Consider the following 19,835-nt stretch of genomic DNA (forward strand, 5'->3'; position numbering starts at 1 on the left):
CAGTCTGCGTCACGTCGCAGTCTAACCTACTCGCTAGTAGGTTACAGTGTGAAAGGGACGACTCCGAAAGAGGTGGACGGCATGGCGACCAGGAAAGCGCCGGCGGTACGCAAGGTCGCGATCGTCGGCGGGAACCGGATCCCGTTCGCGCGGTCGAACGGCCCGTACTCGCGGGCCTCGAACCAGGACATGTTCACCGCCGCGCTGGACGGTTTGGTCAGCCGGTTCTCCCTGCAGGGCGAGGTGATCGGCGAGGTCGCGGCCGGTGCGGTGCTCAAGCACTCCAAGGACTTCAACCTCGCCCGCGAAAGCGTGCTCGGCAGCAAGCTCTCGCCCGCGACGGCGGCGTCGGACGTGCAGATGGCGTGCGGCACCGGATTGCAGGCGGTCATCAACGTCGCCCACAAGATCGCACTCGGGGAAATCGATTCGGCGATCGCGGGCGGCGTGGACACCACGAGTGACGCGCCGCTGGCGGTAAACGCCAATCTGCGCCAGATCCTCGTGCAGCTCAACGCGGCGAAGACGCTCGCCGACCGGCTCAAGCTGGTCGCGAAGATCCGGCCGGGACACATCGTGCCGGAGATCCCGCGCAACGCCGAACCGCGCACCGGGCTGTCGATGGGGGAGCACGCCGCGCTCACCGCGAAGGTCTGGGACATCACCCGCGAGGCGCAGGACGAACTGGCCGCGACCAGCCACCGCAACCTCGCCGCCGCCTACGACCGCGGCTTCTTCGACGACCTGGTCACGCCGTACCTCAAGCTCGCCCGCGACCAGAACCTCCGCCCGGACTCCTCGGTCGAGAAGCTGGCCAAGCTCAAGCCGGTTTACGGCGGCCCGGACGGCACCATGACGGCGGGCAACTCGACGCCGCTCACCGACGGCGCGTCCACCGTCCTCCTCGCGACCGAGCAGTGGGCCAAGGCGCACAAGCTGCCGGTGCTGGCGTACCTGACGTTCAGCCAGACCGCCGCGGTCGACTACGTGCACGGCGACGAGGGCCTGCTGATGGCTCCCGCGTACGCGGTGCCGCGGATGCTCGAGCGCGCCGGATTGACGTTGCAGGACTTCGACTTCTACGAGATCCACGAGGCGTTCGCGTCGCAGGTGCTCGCCACGCTCAAGGCGTGGGAGGACCCGGCGTTCGCCAAGGAGAAGCTCGGCCTCGACGCGCCGCTCGGCTCGATCGACCGCGCCAAGCTGAACGTGAACGGCTCCTCGCTGGCGGCCGGCCACCCGTTCGCCGCGACCGGCGGCCGGATCGTCGCGACGCTCGCGAAACTGTTGCACGAGAAGGGTTCCGGCCGGGGCCTGATCTCCATCTGCGCGGCGGGCGGCCAGGGCGTCACCGCGATTCTGGAGAAGTAAGCGCGCGAAAGGCCGCCGCCCGAGCACTCGGGGGCGGCCTTTCGCGTGCGATCAGTCGGTGAGCGACTTTTCGGCGCGCTTGGCCAGTTTGTCGGCGCGCTTGCCCGCCTTCTTCGCCGTGCGCCGGGCCCGCCAGCCCAGCGACGGTTTGCCCGCCGTGTCGCCAGCGGCCAGCAGCAGACCGCCGGCCAGCGACGCGTTCTTGATGAACTGGATCTGCTGTGCCTGCTTCTCGCCCGGATCGGTCAGCTGCCAGAACCGGTGCGCGGACAGCGTCGTCGGCACCAGCGAACCGAGCAGCGCCACCGCCGCCAGCCGCGGCGCCTTGCCGCTCGCCAGCGCGAGCCCGGCCCCGATCTTGACCGCCGCGTCGATCCGCACCAGCGTGGCCGGATCGCGCGGGACCTGGTCCGGAACCAGGCCCTCGACCTTGTCGAAGGTCTCGGTGAGGAACGGTTCGGCCGCCTTCGCGTGGCCCTGGGTGTCGCGCAGGGCACCGATGCCGCCGAACACGAAGATCGACGCGAGCAGTGGACGTGCCACCCGGCGCAGTATCACGGTCTCGCCTCTCTGGTCTGGAATCCCTGAGAAAGAACCTACAACCGGAATTGCCCGGCACGCTCCCCGCCGAACCGGGCTAGCGATACCTAGCCGAATATTGCTCTAGCGCTAGATAGCGCTAGACAGTTCTAGCGGACTCTAGCGAACCTCGGACTTGACCTTGACGCTACGTCAACCTCTACCGTCGAAGCCGTGGTCAGGAAGGAATGGTCGATCCAGGACATCGCCCGATCCGCGGGCACGACGAGCCGGACCCTGCGGCATTACGACGCCATCGGGCTCCTGCCGCCGACGCGGATCGGCAGCAACGGCTACCGCTACTACGACGAGACCTCACTCGTCCGGTTACAGCGGATCCTGCTGCTGCGCGAGCTGGGACTGGGTCTGCCCGCGATCGCAGAGGTGCTCGACGGCCAATCCGACGGCGTCGCGGCCCTCGAAACGCACCTGGCGCTGCTGAAGCAAGAGCAGCGGCGGATCGGGCGGCAGATCGATTCCGTGCGGACCACGCTGCGAAAACTGAAGGGAGGTGAACAACTGATGGCAGAGGAAATGTTCGACGGCTTCGACCACACCCAGTACGAGGAAGAGGTCACCCAGCGCTGGGGAGCCGAGGCCTACCGCAAGGGCGACCAGTGGTGGAGTTCGCTGTCGGCGGCCGAGAAGAAGGCCCACCAGCAGGAACAGGTCGACATCGGCTTCGCGTTCGGAGCCGCTCGCGACGCTGGGCACGACGCCGGTTCGACCGAGACCCAGGCGGTCACCGCGCGGCTGCACGAGTGGCTGAAGCCCACCGGGATGGAAATCTCGAAGGGCTACTTCGCCGGTCTCGGGGAGATGTATGTCGCCGACCCGCGGTACGGCGCGTACGACGAGAAGCACGGCCCCGGCACGGCCGAGTACATCCGCGACGCGATGAAGATCTACGCGGAGCGGAACCTGACGGACTAACGCTCCGTCAGAGGGTGCGCTGGGGGTAAGGATGGACGGGGCTGCAGACCCGGCCATCTTTCTAAGCGCCACGCACTAGCTCTTTCTACGACACGCACTAGCTGTATATGCGCGAATATCGGGCCCACGCTAGATACCTCGATACGGTGACAGAGTGGACCCCATCCGCAATCCCTTCGCGCCCGGCGCCGGGCAGCGGCCGCCGGAGCTGGCAGGCCGGGAACGGGAGCTGAAGGCGTTCGAGGTCGTGCTCGAACGGGTCGCCCGCGGACGGCCGGAGCGCAGCCTCGTGCTGACTGGCCTGCGCGGCGTCGGCAAGACGGTACTGCTGGGGGAGCTGCGGTCGATGGCCGTCCGGCACCGCTGGGGCGCGGGCAAGATCGAGGCGCGGCCCGAGGCGGAGCTGCGGCGTCCACTGTCGGCGGCGTTGCACCGGGCGATCCGCGACCTCGCCGTACGGCATCGCGCACCGGACCGGGTCGAGGAAGTACTCGGGGTCCTGAAGGCGTTCGCGCTCAAGGCGAACAAGCCGGACGCGAAGCTGCGCGACCGCTGGCAGCCCGGCATCGACGTGCCCGCCGCACAAGGCCGGGCGGATTCCGGTGACATCGAGATCGACCTGGTCGAGCTGTTCACCGACGTCGCCGAACTGGCCGCGGACGTCGGCACCGGCGTAGCGCTGCTGATCGACGAGATCCAGGACCTGCAGCCGGACGACGTTTCGGCGCTGTGCGCGGCGTGCCACGAGCTGTCGCAGTCCGGCGCGCCGCTGGTCGTGGTCGGGGCCGGGCTGCCGCATGTGCCGGCGGTGCTGTCGGCGTCGAAGTCGTACTCCGAGCGGCTCTTCCGCTACTCGCGCATCGACCGGCTCAGCCGCGAGGACGCCGACTACGCGGTGATGGCCCCGATCGAACGCGAGGACGCCGGCATCGAACCGGAGGCGCTCGACGCGCTCTTCGACGCGTCCGGCGGCTATCCGTACTTCATCCAGGCCTACGGCAAGGCCGCCTGGGACGCCGCGCCCGCTGACCCGATCACGGTCAAGGATGTGCAGGTCGCCGCGCCCGAGGCGGAATCCGAGCTGGCGGTCGGGTTCTTCGGGTCGCGCTACGAACGCGCGACGCCCGCCGAACGCGAGTACCTGCTCGCGATGGCCGAGCTGACCCAAGGCCGCGACGAGGCCGCCGGCACCGCCGATGTGGCCGTCTACCTGGGGCGCAAGCCCTCGTCGCTGTCGCCGGCGCGCGACAGCCTGATGAAGAAGGGCCTGGTCTACTCCGCCGAACGCGGGCAGATCGCCTTCACCGTGCCGCACTTCGGGCACTACCTGCTCGGCCGCGACTGACCGGGATTCTCGCGCTCGCTACCGGTCTATGCGGCTGCCTAGGTGACTCTAGGGATTTTGGTAGATATCCGTAGAAGCCGGTAGTGCGTTAGCGACTTGTGACCGCCAACACGCAATCTGTCCGGCGATCTTCAGGTCACTGCCGATGATTATTCGGCAAGTGCCCCATGTCACCGTAGATTCGTTGGCTTCCTTGTGAAAAAGGTGCATACTAGAGACACAGCCACCGAAGACCTCCGAAGGGGATGCAGAAGACCATGAGCAACATCGCCGCCAAGCTCCGTGCCCGTCGCGCCGAGGCTCGCACTCGCCGGGCGCTGAACCGGGCGATCGACACCGCGGCCACGTCCACGGTCCGACAGGAGCTGATCGCGCTCGCCCAGGCGCGTCAGCCGTTCATGCGCTGACCTGCACAACCAACCTGTTGGTGGGTCACTCACGCGAGTGATCTAGACCACAGCGATTCCTGGGTGTAACGCCGCGGAGAGCCGCGTCGATACCCACTACGACCCCGTGATGCTGGCGGACCCCCGACCTGGCAGCATCACGGGGTTTCCATATGTCTGGACCACTTCACCTCCGGGGGAATTCCCTTGCCCCGGACGGGCGAGCGGGCGATGCTTGACTCAGTCAACGATCGAGTCAAGGTGGTCCTCGTGCCGGATTCCGTCCTCGCCGAACGCGTCGCCACAGTCCGTGCGTTCAACCGGCTCTACACCGGCGTGATCGGCGTCCTCGACGAGGGACCGGCCGACGCCGAATACTCGCTGAGCGAAGCGCGCGTCCTGTTCGAACTCGCCCAACAGGACCAGCTGCAGGTCAGTGATCTGCGCAAACGGCTGGCGCTGGACGGCGGTTACGCGAGCAGGCTGCTCGGCAGGCTCGAAGGCCGCGGCCTCGTCACCCGGGAACGCTGCGCGGACGACGCGCGCCGCCAGCTCGTCACGCTCACCGCCGAGGGGCACGCCGCGTTCGCCGACCTCGATCACCGGTCGGCCAGCCAGATCGGCAGCCTCCTCGACCAGTTCGCCGACGCCGACCAGCGCCGCCTGCTCGGCGCGATGGGGACCATCACCGCACTCGTCGGCGAATCAGCACCGGAACCGGCGGTCACCCTGCGCGCCCCACGACCGGGCGACCTCGGCTGGGTGGTGCACCGGCACGGCGCGCTGTACGCCGAGGAGTACGGCCTCGACGAACGCTTCGAAGCCCTCGTCGCCCGCGTGGTCGCCGACTTCGCCGAACACCGCGACGACCCGCGCCAGGCCGGCTGGATCGCCGAACTCGACGGCGAACGAGTCGGCAGCGTCTTCTGCACCCCCGGCGAGGAGGACGGCGTCGCGAAGCTCCGGCTGCTCCTGCTGGAACCGGCCGCGCGCGGACACGGCGTCGGCAAACGGCTGGTGCGCGAATGCGTCGATTTCGCCAGCGCACAGGGATATCGGTCGATGGAGCTGTGGACGCTGTCGCTGCTCGCCGCCGCGCGCGGGATCTACCGCGGCGCCGGATTCCAGCTCGTCGACAAGGAGGAGACCGACGCGTTCGGCCCCCTCGTCACCGGCGAAACCTGGCGGCGGGAGTTATAGATGTTCGTTCTGTACTGCGCGGTGTGTGATCGCCGGACGCTGCTGGGCGTCGACGAGGTCGACTGGGTCGAGAACCTGACGCGCGGCGTGATCTCGGTGTCCGGCCACTGTCCACTCGGCCACGACGCGGTCGTCCTCACCGGCGACGCGTTCACCCCGCACGCGGACCCGCGCTATTTCGGGCCCGCGCCGCGAGTGTGGACGAAACCGGTGCACCGCCTGCGCGGCTGGCTGCGCGACCGGTTCGAGCTGAGCCGCGATCTGCCGGGTCCGTTCTATCGTTTTTGACGGCCCATCAGGTAAAACTCCGGATTCGGCTTGAGCGCGGTCAGATGCGCGAGCCGGTTCGACATCGCGAACAACGCGGTGATCGCGCCGACGTCCCAGATCTCGTCCTCGGTCAGCCCCGCCTCGCGCGCCATCGCCAGGTCGCCCTCGCCGAACAACGCGGAATCGCGGGACAACGCCAGCGCGAGATCGACGATCGCCCGGCCGCGCTCGTCGAGTTCGACCTGCCACGGATTCGTCGCGACCTGGTCGGACAGCTCGGGATCCTTCGCGCGGATCCGCAGAATCGCCCCGTGCGCGACGATGCAGTAGGTGCAGTGGTTCGCGCCGGACGTGGCGACGACGACGAGTTCGCGCTCGGCCTTGGTGAGTCCTCCTTCGCGTTCCATGAGCGCGTCGTGGTAGTCGAGGAAGGCCCGGAGTTCGGCAGGCCGGTGGCCTAGGGCACGGAAGATGTTCGGCGTGAAGCCGGATTTCTCCGCGATGGCGCCGATGCGCTCGCGCAGATCGTCGGGAAGGTCTTCGAGTTCCGTCACGGGGAACCGGCTCACGGGGTTGGTCATGGTTTCCACGCTAACCCGCGCGGTTCGCGGACGGCAGGGGGCCGGATGCGCCAAGGTGAGCAGGTGAATGAGCGACAGACGCTGCGGCCGATCCCGCGGTGGGTGATCTGGGCCGGGCTTCCGGCGATGGTGGTGCTCGCCGGGGTGGCGGTGTGGGTGCTGCTGGCGTTCGCACCGGATTCGGCTCAACTGGACGCGATCCGGACCGGCGGGACGCTCGGGGTCGGCCTGGGCGGGGCAGTGGCGTTGTGGCTGGCGGTGCGGAAGCAGCGGTCTACGGAGCTGGACTTGCTGCAGAAGGAGGCATCGCATCGGCTCGCGGAGCAGGTCGCGGCGGATACCCGGGAACATCAGCTGCGGACGGCTGCGGATGCGCGGGAGGACGCGCTGGCTCGTCGGGTGACTGAGCAGTATGGGAAGGCTGTTGACCAGCTCGGATCGGAGCGCGCGCCGGTGCGGTTGGGTGGGTTGTATGCGCTGGAGCGGCTTGGACAGGATCATGCGGACGGTCCGCTGCGGCAGATGATCGCTGATGTGTTGTGTGCGTATCTGCGGATGCCGTCGGACGACACGGCCGAAGAGGCGCAGGTTCGGCGGACGGCGCAGAAGATCATCGCGAACCACTCCCGGCCGTCCGATGAACGGCATTGGCCCGGGCTGCACCTCGATTTCTCCGGGGCGAACCTCGACCAGGCCGACTTCGGCCAATGCCGGTTCGACAGCATCCTCTTCACCAGCGCCGCCTTCACCGGCATCGCCAACTTCGCGGGCACCGTATTCAGCGTCCGCGCCGGTTTCATCGGCGCGAGTTTCAGCGGGGTGGCGGACTTCGAGAACGCGCGGTTCCCCGCGGAGGCGGACTTCCGCGGTGCGGAGTTCGCCGCCACCGCGCAGTTCTCGAGCGCCCGTTTCGCCGACGCACAGTTCGACATGGCGAGCTTCGCCGACGCACAGTTCACCGAGGCGAAGTTTCGCGGCAGTACCTCCTTCGACAGCTCGGTATTCTCCGAGCGCGTCACGTTCCAGAGCGCCAAGTTCGGCGGGCACACGTCATTCGACCATGCGAGGTTCCGGCACGACGTCTCGCTGTACAAAGCGCGCTTCGCGCACAGCGCGTCTTTCTCCAGCGCGTCCTTCCAACGCTATGCGGGTCTGCGCTCGGTTCATTTCGAGGCCATGGTGAGTTTCGGCGAAGCCCGGTTCGGCGGGGATTTCGACTTCGGCGATTCGGAGTTCACCGTCGCGCCTGGACTGACCGGTGCCCGAATCCGGATCGATCGGGAAGGAGCCGTGCTGCACAACTGGCCGGACGGTTGGACCCTCGGCGATCCTGAGGACGGCTGGGCCCCGCTGACTCGAACCGACTGACCCCCGGATGCACCCCGTTCACCCGGAAGGAGTTTGCTTATCCCCGTGAACTGGACCGCGTACGTGGACGGTTACTGCGAGCGCACCGCGCCCGGACTCTGGGGAGAGCCGCTCAACGACCTGGCCAACCTGGCCTTTCTCGCTGCCGCCGGGATGGTCTGGTGGCGTGCCGACGGGCAGCGGACCGGGCGGATCCTCGCTGCCCTGATCGGGTTGATCTTCGTTGCCAGCAGCGTGTTTCATCTGGTCGCCACGCGCTGGGGCGCGGTCGCCGACTCCGCCGCCATCCTGATCTTCGTGCTCTTCTACGCCGCGGTTTTCCCACGGGTTTTCTTCCACGCGAAAGCGAAGTGGGCCTGGCTAGGGGCACCGGCGTTTCTCGTCCTCACCGGCGTGTCGGCGGCGTTCGGTGGTGGGCTGTATCTGCCAGCGCTCGTCGGGCTCGCGGGGTTCGCCATCGCGTTGGGAGTAAAGCGCGATCCGTACTGGCTGCATTTCACCATGGCAGCCGCGGTGTTCGCGTTGTCGTTGTCCTTCCGCACGATTGACGCAGTCGTATGCGGGGACTTCCCAATAGGTACGCACTTCTTGTGGCATTTGCTGAACGCGGTGGTGCTGTACGTCGTCGCGAAGGCGATGATCGGCAAAACGCGAGAGGCCCCCGCGCCAGTGAATGACGCGGGGGCCTCTGTCTAAAAAGGACTCAGTGTGCGCCGATCGGGCGCAGGTCCTTGTCGTGTTCGTCGGCGTGGTAGTCCTCGGGGGCGGTTTCGTCGCTGCCCGGGCTCCACTTCAGCGCGCGGGCGATCACCGAAACCACCGCGGCCACCACGATGTTCGCGACCAGTGCCACGAAACCGGGGTAGATCTGGACCGCGGCGAGGCCGGTGCCGCTGAACGGGTGCCAGCCGAAGATCGACAGGTTGCCCATCGCGAGCGCGGAGCCGCCGAAGTGCAGCTTTCCGTTGGCCGGGTTGGGAATGCCGTAGAGCATGATCAGGCCCCACGCCATGCCGACGATCCAGCCCGCGATGAGACCCGCCTTGTGGAACCAGCGGGTGTACAGCGCGATCGCCACGGCGGGCAGCGTTTGCAGGATCAGGACGCCGCCGATGAGCTGCAGGTCGATGGAGAACTGCGGGTCGATCAGGATGATCACCAGCACCGCGCCGAGCTTCACGATCAGTGACGCCAGTTTGGCCTGCTTCGCCTCCTGCTTCGGCGTCGCGTCCTTGCGGATGTATTCCTTGTAGATGTTGCGGGTCCACAGGTTCGCCGCGGCGATCGACATGATCGCGGCGGGCACCAGCGCGCCGATGCCGATCGCGGCGAAGGCGATGCCGGCGAACCAGCTCGTGAACTGCGAGTCGAACAGCAGCGGGACGATCGTGTTGCCGTCCGGCTTTCCGGTGGCGGCGTTCTTCAGCGGTTTGACGCCGGCCGAGATCGCGACGTAGCCGAGCAGGGCCAGCAGGCCCAGCACGAACGAGTAGGCCGGCAGCGCCACCATGTTCCGCTTGATCACGTTGCGGCCGCGCGAGGCGAGCACGCTCGTGAGCGAGTGCGGGTACAGGAACAGCGCGAGCGCCGAACCGAGGGCCAGCGTCGCGTACTGCAGCTGGTTGCTCGAGGTCAGCAGGATCGACCCGGCGGGCTTGCCGGTGTTCGGGTTCGGCTTGGCGAGCGTTTCCTTGGCGGTGCTGAAAATGTGGTCCCAGCCGCCGAGTTTCGAGGGCAGGTAGAGGACCGCCACGATGATCACGATGTAGATCAGGATGTCCTTGACGAACGCGATCAACGCGGGCGCGCGCAGGCCGGACTGGTACGTGTAGAGCGCCAGGATCACGAACGCGACCAGCAGCGGCAGATGCCCGACGATGCCGGACCCGTTGATGCCCATCGTGCGCAGCACGGCTTCGAGGCCGACCAGCTGCAACGCGATGTACGGCATGGTCGCGACGATGCCGGTGATCGCGATCAGCAAGGCCAGCGTCGGCGACCCGAAGCGGCCGCGGACGAAGTCGGCCGGGGTCACGTAGCCGCGCGAACGGCTGACCGACCACATGCGCAGCGCGGGCAGCAGGACGATCGGGTAGACGACGATCGTGTAAGGCAGCGCGTACAGGCCGAGCGCGCCGGCGCTGAACACGAGCGCGGGCACGGCGACGAAGGTGTAGGCGGTGTAGAGGTCCCCGCCGAGCAGGAACCAGGTGATCCACGAACCGAATTTGCGGCCGCCGAGGCCCCATTCGTCGAGGTGGTCGAGGCTGCCGCCGGCCTTCCAGCGCGAGGCGACGAAGCCGAGCACGGTGACGACGACGAACAGGAACGCGAAGACGATCAGCTCGACCCACTGGATGTTGCTCATCGGGCATCACCCTCGTCGAGGTCGTCGACGCTCAGCTCGTCCCGGCCCTGGTTGCGCGGCTTGTCCTTGGTGGCCAGGTAGACGATGCCGGTGCACAGCACGCCGAGCACGACGAACGCCAGCTGGAACCAGTAGAAGAACGGAAGGCCGAACAGCCGCGGCTCGTCGAAGTTGAACAGGGGCGTGACCAGGATCAGCAACGGGATCAGCAACAGCAGGTTCCAGGCACTGAACTGGAACCCGCGCACCCGCCCGCCCGGTTTGGCAGTGGACATCGAACCTCACCTAACACTTACGTGACACGCGACCGCCTGACCCTAGACCGCGGTCATCCCGGCGTCATACGACTTCGATATCGATTCGATCAGCACTCCACATCGGTTCCAGGGTGTGGACAACCTCGGGGACAACCCGCCCGCGCACGACCTCGGCGGCCGGTTCGCTACCCCTATCGGCGGGGACGAGCCACCCCGAATGCCCCAAGAACTTGTGCCAACCGGCGGTTGTCCACGGGGTTCGGCAGCTTGTGCACAGAGTTATCCACAGGCAGTGGACAACTCTGTGGCTAAACTGGACGGCATGGTGCGCGTGCCCCTCACCGACGAAGAACGCTCCCGCGGCGAGCGGCTCGGCCTGGTGCTGCGCGCCGCACGAGCCAGCCGCAGCATGGTGGACGTGGCCGCCGAAGCGGGCATTTCGGTCGAAACCCTGCGCAAGATCGAGACTGGGCGCATCCCGACGCCCGCGTTCTTCACCGTCGCGGCGATCGCCGACGCGGTGGGCATGCCACTGGACCGGCTGCGGGTCGCGTGCGACGGGGATCCGGCGGCGTTTTCGCAGGCCAGTTGAGGTTTTTGGGGTTTCTGGGGAGATCGGGCAGCTGCGCTCGAAGGATGGGCAGAGTGGCTGAGTCTTGCCGGTGGGGGCAGGGTCGGCGAGTAGATCGGGCATGGCGGGCGCGGCGGATTGGGCAGCGCGGCTGAATCCGGCTCGCAGTCGAAACTGGCGAGCAGATCGGGCAGAGTGACCGAGCCCGGCCGCTGGGGCGGATCAGCGAGCTGAACGACGCAGAGCCTCTGATCCCGGCCAGCGGGGACAGATCCGGCGGGCAGATCGACCGCCCACTGGCCGAGGCAGATGCGCAGCGCGGTGAAGTCCGACTGCTGAGGGGCAGAGTCGGCGGGCAGATCCGGCAGGCGAACGAGATAGCACCTCGCTCCGGCCGCCAGGAGCCGAGCGGACCGCGCACACTCGCCGAGGTGAAGGGGCCAGGCTGAACCTGGCCCGCAGTCAGAACGGGCGAGCAAGTCGCGTGAGACAGATCCGAGCCCTGCGGCCACCGCGACAGAACCCACCCGGCCCCTGTGGACAACTGTGGATAACTCAAGCCTCGTCGCGAAGGGCGACCGCCGCGCGGACCAGCGCGGCGACCTCCGGGGAGCGGCTGTTCGGGGGCCAGCCGATCACCGTGGTGACTTCTGGGGCGTCCACGACCGGGACCGCGACGTGCTCGGGCCACTGCCAGGCTCGGCTGGACTCCGGGATCACCAGCAAAGTCCGGCCGAGGGCGACGAGTTGCGCGAGTTTCGACTGGGTGCGGACCTCCGGTCCCGGGCCGTCCGGATAGCTGCCGTCGAGGCGGGGCCAGCGGGCGATTGGCAGGTCCGGGACGTCGCTGACCTCGGCCAGCGTCAGCGTTTCCCTGGCGGCGAGCGGATGGGCCGCGGGGAGGATCGCGACCTGACCTTCGACCTGCAGTGGCTCGGTGTCGAAGCCGGCTAGGTCGTCGTACGGGTGGTGCATGATCGCGACGTCGGCGGAACCGTCGCGGAGCAGGCTGGCCTGTTCGCCGACTTCGCACAGCAGGATCTCGACCGGCGGGCTGGCGTCCAAGAGCCGTTGCAGGATTTCGTGTGACGCGCCGGCTTTGGTCGCCAAGACGAGCGGATGGTTTCCGGCTCGACGGGTGCGGCGGGCTGCGGCGGCGACGGCGTCTAACGCCAGGCGGGATTCGCGGAGCAGGACCCGGCCTGCCTCGGTCAGGGCGACGCCGCGGCGGTTTCGGTTGAGGAGTTGGACGCCGAGCCGTCGCTCCAGTTGGGCGATCGCGCGGGAGAGCGGCGGCTGGGCGATTCCTAGGCGTTCAGCGGCACGGCCGAAATGAAGCTCTTCGGCGACCGCGCTGAAGTAGCGAAGTTCGCGGGTCTCCAGATCGTCCACAAGGCACAGCGTAATACCTGCTGGGTATCACAGCGGACCGGATTGATCTTGGCCGAAGCAGCCCTCCCGAACCAATCATGGGTGGCGTGAACGACACGAAGACCGCGCTGGTCACCGGCGCGAACAAGGGAATCGGCCTCGCCATCGCGCGCGGTCTTGGCTCGATCGGCTTCACCGTCGCGGTGGGCGCGCGGGACGAAGCCAACCGCGAGAAGGCTGTGGAAGAACTGCGGGCCGAGGGGATTGACGCGTTCGGGGTCGCGCTCGACGTCACCTCGGAGGACAGCGTCGCGGCGGCGGCTAAGGCCCTCGATCGGCTTGACGTGCTGGTCAACAACGCCGGAATCAGCGGCCCGTTCGACGACGGCGCGCAGGATCCGACGACGCTCGACCTCGACGTCGTCCGCACGGTGCTCGACACGAACGTCTTCGGCGTCGTCCGGGTCACGAACGCGATGCTGCCGCTCCTGCGCAAAGCTGAGTCGCCGCGCATCGTCAACATGTCCAGCAATATGGGCTCGTTGAAGCTGCAATCCGGGCCGGTGCTCGCCGCCTACGCGCCGTCGAAGTCGATGCTCAACAGCATCACCGTGCAGTACGCGCGCGTGCTCGCCGACACGAACGTCATCATCAACGCCGCCTGTCCTGGTTACGTAGCAACGGATTTCAACGGTTACGCCGGGACGCGGACGCCGGAACAGGGCGCGGCGATCGCGGTCAAGCTCGCGACCTTGCCGGATGACGGCCCGCGCGGCGGGTTCTTCGACGACGCCGGAGTCGTGCCCTGGTGACGCCTCATCCACGCAGGTCGGCGAGGACGCGGTCCCTCTCGTTGAGGTAGCGGCAGTCGCGGGCTGGCAGTTCGAAGGAGTTCAGCAGCTTCTCGAAATCCGCGTACTCGTCCGGGTTGAGCTGCATGCCGGTGACCTCGATGTGCGCGGCCAGGGTGTCGGCCAGCTCCTCCCATTCGCCGGACCACTGCAGATCGCGGTAGTGGTCAAGGTCTTCCGGCGGCATCCGGTGGGCGAGCAGGCGCAGCACGCTGTCGGCGAAGTAGCTGATCCGGTTGTCCGCGCGGTCGTCGACGGTCGGGTTCGCCGGGTCTCGCGCGGCGTCCGGATTCCGGACGATGCCGGGGCCCGGCAGCGGGTAGCTGGTGTGCACGTGCCCGTCGCCGTTGACCAGGACGACCACGCGCACGCCATATCGTTCGCCGACGCAGCGCCAGCGTCCGTTGTACTGCTGCCGCCGCGGTTCGCCCGGGTCGTTCGCGACGTCCTTGACCACCGCGATGATCTGCTCGTCGGTCCACCCGGGCGGAAACTCGCAGGTCGCCCTGCGGCCGATGCCGGAAGCGTGTCCACCGCCCACGTTCGGCTCCTCTCGTCGGCAGGGAGCCTAACCCGGGCGCGGCCGTTCAGCCGACTAGCGCCAGCACCAGGATGCCGAACACCAGCAGGTCCGGACCGCGGAATAGTTGCCGCATAAGGTTTGCTGGCATCGGGCCAGCGGGAGTGTCGACGAAACCGGCGCTGCTGTAGTCAACTGGCTGCCGGGTGACCGTGCGCAACACCGAAAGCACCGCAAGGGCGACAGTCACCCACGAGAGCGCCGAAAACGTCGTGCCCAAAGCCAAAAGCGCCACTGAGAGCAGAGCGGACCAGACGAGCCCGACCACAACGAGCGCCACGCCGTGCGCAACCACCAGCTCCCACGACGACGAACCCAGCCACCTTCGGCGGCCCGGATTCCGCCACAGCACGCCAAGACCGGCCCCGAATGGAGTAAGCGCGACGTACGCGCCGAGCCCGACGAGCACTGGGCCCGGCAGCGTGGGAACGGCAACATGACCGACGGCTACCGCGAAAGCGACTAACAAAACCGCGCCCGCGTACCGGGAACGGCCGACGATCCCGACCCACGCGAGCCGGAACGCGGTGGGCGGGCGCAACGACCACGAGCCGACCGGCGCGGACTCCGGCAGCATCATCATCGGGTCGAGGAACGTCACCGCCATCGCGCGCAGGACTCTCGCGTTCCATCCGTCGAGCAGCACCGCACGGCCAGCACCGCTGACCGCTTCGCCGCCGAAAGCCAGCAGCAGCCCGCATAACGCAAGCGCCGCGCCGACGTACTGCACCGCCATCGCGTCCAGCCTCGCCGCGGCGATGACGACCCCAGCCACCGCGACCAGCAGCGGGCCAGCGGCTTCAAACAGGAAGGCGGTGCGGCGTGCGGTGGTGAACGCCAGGATCGTGCCGCCGGCGACGAGCGCTGCGGCGGCGCGCCACCAGTCGATCGAACCGCCGCCGACCGCGAGCATCAGCGCGGCGAGATAGCCAAGCACCACCACGAATCCGGTGAGCACGCTGGCCAGCCGGGTCGCGACGACGCGGCGGCGATCCACCTTCGCGAAGTCCATCCAGGTCAGCTCGGCCGGTTCGGCCCAGACGAACCCGCGCCGCAGCAGGCTTCGCCAGCCGACCGCGGCGCACAGCGCGACCAGGCCGAGCACCGCCGAGTAGTCCACTGCGGACGGTCCAAAGAGGACTTTGTGCCAGGCGTCGGTGCGGAAGAAGGCGGTGAACAGGAAGCCGACGCCGAACATCAGCACGAACGTGGGGCTGTCTCCGCTGAAAATGCCACCGAACCGCTTGCGGCCGGGCACACGCAACCGGGTCACCACAGTTCGAGCACGCTGTCCGCTGTGTCCAGCAACGGTTGATGGTGCGTGGCAACGACCACTGCCGCACCGGCTGAGGTGGAGCGGCTGATCAGCTCGACCAGCCATTCCTTGCCCTCGGTGTCGAGCGCGCGCTCGGGCTCGTCCAGCAACAGCACGCGATGCGGCCGTGCGGTGACGCCCAACAGAAGCAACCGGCGACGCTGTCCGGCCGAGAAATGCCCGGCGGTGACCCGGGCGCGTTCGGCGAGACCCGCGTCCGCGATCAGTTCTTCGAAATCGCCGAGATCCTCACCGAACGAACCGGAAAGCAGCTCCAGGTGCTGCAGCGGGGTGAGTTCGGCGAAGAAATCGGAATCGTCGAAGAGCACGGACACCTTGCGGCGGAAGGAAACGCTGCGCTCGTCCGGCTTCGCGCCGTCGATCAGCACCCGGCCCCGCTGCGGTTGCTGCATTCCGTACAGGCACCGCATCAGCGTGGATTTGCCGACACCGTTCGGCCCGACCAGCACCGCACATTCGCCAGGATCGACCGAGAAATCGAGATCCTCCAGCAACCACAGGTCTCCGGCCTTCACGCCGAGCCCGCGCGCGTCGACTACCGGCGACACAGCAGATCCACCACCGGGGCCAGCACCTCGAGATTGGGCTCCAGGATTGTGTAATAGCTGAAACCGAACCGGGCGCGGTGCGCGACCAGTTGTTCGGCGATTTCCTCGACCGTACCGACCAGCACGGTGGGGACTTCGGCCAGCTCCTCAAGAGTGAGCATGTCGCCGAAGCGGGCAAGGATTTCGCGGAGCGCGCTTTCGCGATCATCAGTGATCTGGACTAATTGCACGAGAACGTTGAATTCAGCGTCGCGGCCGTCGAGCCGCTCGGTGACAAACTGGACGCGTTCTTCAACCGCGTCCGCCGTCGCCAGCATCGGCGGCGCACCGTCGCGCACCTTTGCCACGCCGCTGAAGGCAATCGTCGCCGCGTGCTCGGCGGCGAGCGAAAGCAGCCGGTCGCCGCGACCGGCGATCATCAGCGGGGGACCGCCGGGCTGCACAGGCTTCGGCGCGTATTCCGGATCCGCGTACAGCCGCTGAAGTTCCTTGATCGTGAATTCGAGGTGATCGACCCGCGCCCGCGCGCCAGGGAACGGCATTCCGGCCGCTTCGAACTCCTCTTTCACATAACCGGCACCGAGGCCGAGTTCGAGCCGTCCGGATACGAATTGGTCCGTGCCCGCGACCTCGCGCGCGAGCAGCACCGGATTGTAGAACGGCGCGTTGAGCACGAAAGTGTTGAGCCGCACCCGTTCGGTGACCGCGCCGGCCAGTACGAGCGCGGGAAACGGCGGCGCGATGCCGAGATGATCGGCCACGCTCAGCACGTCGTAGCCGAGTTCCTCGACCCGGCGGCACTTCGCGACCCACTCGTCGCGTGAGCCCGGCCGCACCAGGTTCACGCCGAACCGGAAAGTCTTCTCCCCATCCATGCGGCCCACGCTACCGTTTCCGCGCAAGAAGAAGGGGACGTCCGCCGCCCGGTGCGAACGTCCCCTTCTCCGGATCAGGCGTCAGCCCAGACGCTGGGCCAGCGCGTCGAGTTCGTCGCGCAGCGCGGTCGGCACCTCGCCGATCTTCGCGAACCACTCCTCGATGAGCGGCAGTTCCTCGCGCCACTCCTCGTTGCGCACCTCCAGCGCGGCCTGGATGTCCTCGACCGGCTCGGACAGACCGTCGAGGTCGAGGTCTTCCGCGTTCGGCACGAAGCCGATCGGGGTCTCGACCGCGTTGCCGTTGCCCTCGACGCGCTCGAGCACCCACTTGAGCACGCGCGAGTTCTCGCTGAAGCCCGGCCACAGGAACCGGCCGTCGTCGCCGCGGCGGAACCAGTTGACGTAGAAGATCTTCGGCAGCTTGTTCGCGTCGGCGTTCTTGCCGAGGTCCAGCCAGTGGTTGAAGTAGTCACCGGCGTGGTAGCCGAGGAACGGCAGCATCGCCATCGGGTCGCGGCGCACGTTGCCGACCGCGCCGACCGCCGCGGCGGTGGTCTCCGACGACATGGTCGCACCCATGAACACGCCGTGCTGCCAGTCGCGCGCCTGGTTCACCAGCGGAACCGTCGTCTTGCGGCGGCCGCCGAACAGGATCGCCGAGATCGGCACGCCCTTCGGGTCATCCCACTCCGGCGCGAGGATCGGGCACTGCGACATCGGCACGCAGTAGCGCGAGTTCGGGTGGGCGGCCTTCTCCTCGGAGTCCGGCGTCCAGTCCTGGTGCTTCCACGAGGTGGCGTGCGCGGGCTTGTTCTCCATGCCCTCCCACCACACGTCGCCGTCGTCGGTGAGCGCCACGTTCGTGAAGACCGTGTTGCCCTTTTCGATGGTGCGCATGGCGTTCGGGTTCGTGTGGTTGTCGGTGCCTGGCGCGACGCCGAAGAAGCCGAACTCCGGGTTCACCGCGTACAGGCGGCCGTCCTCGCCGAAGCGCATCCACGCGATGTCGTCGCCGAGGGTCTCCGCGCGCCAGCCAGGGATGGTCGGCTGCAGCATGGCGAGGTTGGTCTTGCCGCAGGCGCTCGGGAACGCCGCCGCGACGTAGTGGACCTTGTCCTCGGGCGAGATCAGCTTGAGGATCAGCATGTGCTCGGCCAGCCAGCCCTCGTCACGGGCGATGACCGAGCCGATGCGCAGCGAGTAGCACTTCTTGCCCAGCAACGAGTTGCCGCCGTAGCCAGAGCCGTAGCTCCAGATCAGCCGCTCCTCCGGGAAGTGCGAGATGTACTTGGTTTCGCTGCACGGCCAGGCGACGTCCTTCTCGCCGGGGGCGAGCGGCTTGCCGACCGAGTGCAGCGCGGGCACGAACTCCGCCTCGGTGCCGTCGGGCTTGACGAACTTGTCCAGCGCGGCCTTGCCGGCGCGGGTCATCACGCGCATCGACGCGACGACGTAGGCGAAGTCGGTGATTTCGATGCCCAGCTTGGGGTTTTCGTCGCCGAGCGGGCCCATGCAGAACGGGATCACGTACATCGTGCGGCCGGCCATGCAGCCGCGGTACAGCTCCGTCATGGTGGCCTTCATCTCGGCCGGGTCGACCCAGTTGTTCGTCGGGCCCGCGTCCTTCTCCTCCTTCGAGCAGATGAACGTGCGGTCCTCGACCCGCGCGACGTCGCCGGGGTCCGAGGTGGCCCAGTAGGAGTTCGGCTTCGCGTCCAGCTTCACGAAGGTGCCGGCGTCGACCAGCTCCTGGTTGATCCGGGCGGCTTCCTCGTCAGACCCGTCGACCCACACCACGCGGTCCGGGGTGGTCAGCTCGGCGACCTCCCGGACCCAGGACAGCACGCCACTGTGCGTCGTCGGCGCGTTGTCCAGTCCGGGGATGGCGACTGCGGTCATCTCTACTCCTGACTTCCGACGACAAAAGAGCCCACACCGCGAACGACAGTGTTCTTGGTGCGGGCTTCGTTGCCGGCGACCGAATGGCTTCGCACACCGGCGGAAGACCGGTGTGCGGGTTTTGGGATTCCCCGACTGTAGCCGGATGGACGGCAGGTAACCGAGAGCTGACCTGTCGGTTCTCTCACAAGAACGATAAGGGAATCGATTCAGTTTCACCGGAACGGGCCAGCACCGAAAATCTTTCCGCGTGGCCCGCGTCGCATTCGTGCCCGATGCCGGGACCTGGCCTGATCAAGCCCGCACGGGTGTCAACGCTGTCAGCCGCCCCCGGCCGGGAAACGACGAACGGGCCCGGCGCGTGGCCGGACCCGTTCGTGTGACGTCAGTTACCGAGGGCTCAGTTGGGGCTGATCCACTGCCCGGTTCCGCTGTCGATCTTCGCGACGCCGCTGAGCAGCTGGGCGCCCTCGCCGCCCCAGGCCGAATCGCTGCCGGGGTCGGCCGCGGCCGCGTGGTTCCCGCCGCCGTCGGCCTCGGTCCACTGGCCCTGGCCGGTGTGCTCGAAGGTGTGCGTGGAACCGTCCGCGCCGACCTGTACCGCGACGTCGGCCTGGCCGTCGCCGTTGGTGTCGGTGAAGGCGATCGTGCCGCCGGATTTCGTCTCGACCACGGCGGTGTCGTTGTGCCCGTCGTGGTCGGTGTCGATGGTGGCGACCCCGGCGTCGACGTTGCCGTCCGGCAGGTCGGCGTGGATGTGCCCGGTGGTCGAGGTGTCCGAGGTGCCGCCGGTCTGCGAGTCGGAGCCGGGCTGGCCGTGGCCGGATTCGACCCAGCTGCCGCTCTGCTCGTCGTACACCGCCTGGTCCACGACGTGCCCGGTCGAATCGAGCACCGCGTAGTGGTCGGCGACCCCGTCGTGGTCGGTGTCGGCGAACGCCTGCGCGGAGCCGTCGTCGTGCTCGACGACCGCGGTGTCGGAGACCCCGTCGTGGTCGGTGTCGTAGTTGACCTCGGCCTGGTACTCCTGGCCGTCGACGTGGACGGTCAAGGCCTCCGGGCCGTTCGCGTCGGTGCCGCCGCTCTCGTCGACCCACATGGGTTGGTCCCCCTTAGTACGCCGGGTCTGCCGTTTCTCGCTCG

Annotated in this window: 21 protein-coding genes; 10 read left to right on the forward strand and 11 right to left on the reverse strand. The window is 67.8% G+C overall.

Annotated elements, in window-relative coordinates:
- Positions 1-81: 81 nt before the first annotated feature.
- On the forward strand, positions 82-1,371 hold the full coding sequence (locus RPX00_RS12740; protein ID WP_406639726.1) for an acetyl-CoA C-acetyltransferase: 1,290 nt from the start codon (positions 82-84) through the stop codon (positions 1,369-1,371).
- Positions 1,372-1,422: 51 nt separating this feature from the next.
- Here the strand turns inward: RPX00_RS12740 and RPX00_RS12745 are convergent, their stop codons facing one another.
- Positions 1,423-1,929: a DoxX family protein gene (locus RPX00_RS12745; protein WP_406639728.1), complete on the reverse strand. Its 507-nt coding sequence runs from the start codon at positions 1,927-1,929 to the stop codon at positions 1,423-1,425.
- Positions 1,930-2,124: 195 nt separating this feature from the next.
- Between RPX00_RS12745 and RPX00_RS12750 the strand changes: the two genes are divergently transcribed.
- The 5 genes from RPX00_RS12750 to RPX00_RS12770 all read left to right on the forward strand — a co-directional run bounded on the left by RPX00_RS12750 (position 2,125) and on the right by RPX00_RS12770 (position 6,102).
- Positions 2,125-2,883, forward strand: coding sequence for a MerR family transcriptional regulator (locus tag RPX00_RS12750; RefSeq protein ID WP_406639730.1), 759 nt, complete (start codon positions 2,125-2,127; stop codon positions 2,881-2,883).
- 154 nt (positions 2,884-3,037) lie between these two features.
- On the forward strand, positions 3,038-4,228 hold the full coding sequence (locus RPX00_RS12755; protein ID WP_378303426.1) for an AAA family ATPase: 1,191 nt from the start codon (positions 3,038-3,040) through the stop codon (positions 4,226-4,228).
- 257 nt (positions 4,229-4,485) lie between these two features.
- Entirely contained in the window at positions 4,486-4,635 is a 150-nt protein-coding gene (locus RPX00_RS12760; RefSeq protein WP_162836041.1) for a hypothetical protein, read from the forward strand.
- Positions 4,636-4,845: 210 nt separating this feature from the next.
- On the forward strand, positions 4,846-5,814 hold the full coding sequence (locus RPX00_RS12765) for a GNAT family N-acetyltransferase (protein WP_406639731.1): 969 nt from the start codon (positions 4,846-4,848) through the stop codon (positions 5,812-5,814).
- Positions 5,815-6,102, forward strand: a complete 288-nt coding sequence (locus RPX00_RS12770) for a hypothetical protein (RefSeq protein ID WP_406639732.1) — start codon at positions 5,815-5,817, stop codon at positions 6,100-6,102.
- Here RPX00_RS12770 and RPX00_RS12775 read toward each other — a convergent pair.
- Positions 6,090-6,665, reverse strand: coding sequence for a peroxidase-related enzyme (locus RPX00_RS12775; protein WP_344282747.1), 576 nt, complete (start codon positions 6,663-6,665; stop codon positions 6,090-6,092). The two genes, RPX00_RS12770 and RPX00_RS12775, sit on opposite strands and share 13 nt — an antisense overlap.
- 63 nt (positions 6,666-6,728) lie before the next feature.
- Here RPX00_RS12775 and RPX00_RS12780 point away from each other — a divergent pair, with 63 nt between their 5' ends.
- Together RPX00_RS12780 and RPX00_RS12785 are read left to right on the forward strand one after the other, a co-directional pair.
- Positions 6,729-8,033 (forward strand): pentapeptide repeat-containing protein, encoded by a 1,305-nt coding sequence (locus RPX00_RS12780; RefSeq protein ID WP_406639733.1) that lies wholly within the window; start codon positions 6,729-6,731, stop codon positions 8,031-8,033.
- Between the two features lie 45 nt (positions 8,034-8,078).
- Positions 8,079-8,729 carry a hypothetical protein gene (locus RPX00_RS12785; RefSeq protein WP_406639734.1) on the forward strand — a complete coding sequence of 217 codons (651 nt, stop codon included), beginning with the start codon at positions 8,079-8,081 and terminating at the stop codon, positions 8,727-8,729.
- Positions 8,730-8,736: 7 nt separating this feature from the next.
- On the opposite strand, the gene mctP is transcribed toward RPX00_RS12785, so the two are convergent.
- Entirely contained in the window at positions 8,737-10,401 is a 1,665-nt protein-coding gene (mctP, locus tag RPX00_RS12790; RefSeq protein ID WP_406639735.1) for a monocarboxylate uptake permease MctP, read from the reverse strand.
- The gene (locus tag RPX00_RS12795) at positions 10,398-10,676 is read right to left on the reverse strand and encodes a DUF3311 domain-containing protein (RefSeq protein WP_378303414.1); all 279 of its coding nucleotides are present in this window, start codon (positions 10,674-10,676) and stop codon (positions 10,398-10,400) included. Before RPX00_RS12795 ends, mctP begins: the two co-directional genes overlap by 4 nt.
- 304 nt (positions 10,677-10,980) lie before the next feature.
- On the opposite strand from RPX00_RS12795, the gene RPX00_RS12800 reads away from it, so the two are divergent.
- Positions 10,981-11,250 carry a helix-turn-helix domain-containing protein gene (locus RPX00_RS12800; RefSeq protein WP_116199468.1) on the forward strand — a complete coding sequence of 90 codons (270 nt, stop codon included), beginning with the start codon at positions 10,981-10,983 and terminating at the stop codon, positions 11,248-11,250.
- Between the two features lie 534 nt (positions 11,251-11,784).
- On the opposite strand, the gene RPX00_RS12805 is transcribed toward RPX00_RS12800, so the two are convergent.
- Positions 11,785-12,621 (reverse strand): LysR family transcriptional regulator, encoded by an 837-nt coding sequence (locus tag RPX00_RS12805; protein WP_406639736.1) that lies wholly within the window; start codon positions 12,619-12,621, stop codon positions 11,785-11,787.
- A 77-nt stretch (positions 12,622-12,698) separates the two neighbouring features.
- On the opposite strand from RPX00_RS12805, the gene RPX00_RS12810 reads away from it, so the two are divergent.
- Positions 12,699-13,412, forward strand: a complete 714-nt coding sequence (locus RPX00_RS12810) for an SDR family oxidoreductase (RefSeq protein WP_406639737.1) — start codon at positions 12,699-12,701, stop codon at positions 13,410-13,412.
- A 4-nt stretch (positions 13,413-13,416) separates the two neighbouring features.
- On the opposite strand, the gene RPX00_RS12815 is transcribed toward RPX00_RS12810, so the two are convergent.
- The 6 genes from RPX00_RS12815 to RPX00_RS12840 form a co-directional block, all read right to left on the reverse strand.
- Positions 13,417-13,992, reverse strand: a complete 576-nt coding sequence (locus RPX00_RS12815; RefSeq protein WP_406639738.1) for an EndoU domain-containing protein — start codon at positions 13,990-13,992, stop codon at positions 13,417-13,419.
- A 46-nt stretch (positions 13,993-14,038) separates the two neighbouring features.
- Complete coding sequence (locus RPX00_RS12820; RefSeq protein WP_406639739.1) at positions 14,039-15,307, reverse strand: hypothetical protein; 1,269 nt, start codon at positions 15,305-15,307, stop codon at positions 14,039-14,041.
- Positions 15,301-15,915 carry an ATP-binding cassette domain-containing protein gene (locus RPX00_RS12825; protein WP_406639740.1) on the reverse strand — a complete coding sequence of 205 codons (615 nt, stop codon included), beginning with the start codon at positions 15,913-15,915 and terminating at the stop codon, positions 15,301-15,303. Before RPX00_RS12825 ends, RPX00_RS12820 begins: the two co-directional genes overlap by 7 nt.
- Positions 15,903-16,790 (reverse strand): TIGR03621 family F420-dependent LLM class oxidoreductase, encoded by an 888-nt coding sequence (locus tag RPX00_RS12830; RefSeq protein ID WP_406639743.1) that lies wholly within the window; start codon positions 16,788-16,790, stop codon positions 15,903-15,905. The genes RPX00_RS12825 and RPX00_RS12830 overlap by 13 nt, the downstream gene beginning before the upstream one ends.
- Before the next feature lie 81 nt (positions 16,791-16,871).
- On the reverse strand, positions 16,872-18,692 hold the full coding sequence (locus RPX00_RS12835) for a phosphoenolpyruvate carboxykinase (GTP) (protein WP_406639744.1): 1,821 nt from the start codon (positions 18,690-18,692) through the stop codon (positions 16,872-16,874).
- Positions 18,693-19,092: 400 nt separating this feature from the next.
- The gene (locus RPX00_RS12840) at positions 19,093-19,791 is read right to left on the reverse strand and encodes a hypothetical protein (protein ID WP_406639745.1); all 699 of its coding nucleotides are present in this window, start codon (positions 19,789-19,791) and stop codon (positions 19,093-19,095) included.
- Positions 19,792-19,835: the final 44 nt, after the last annotated feature.

It is taken from the genome of Amycolatopsis sp. WGS_07, from assembly GCF_045278895.1.
Lineage (GTDB): Bacteria > Actinomycetota > Actinomycetes > Mycobacteriales > Pseudonocardiaceae > Amycolatopsis.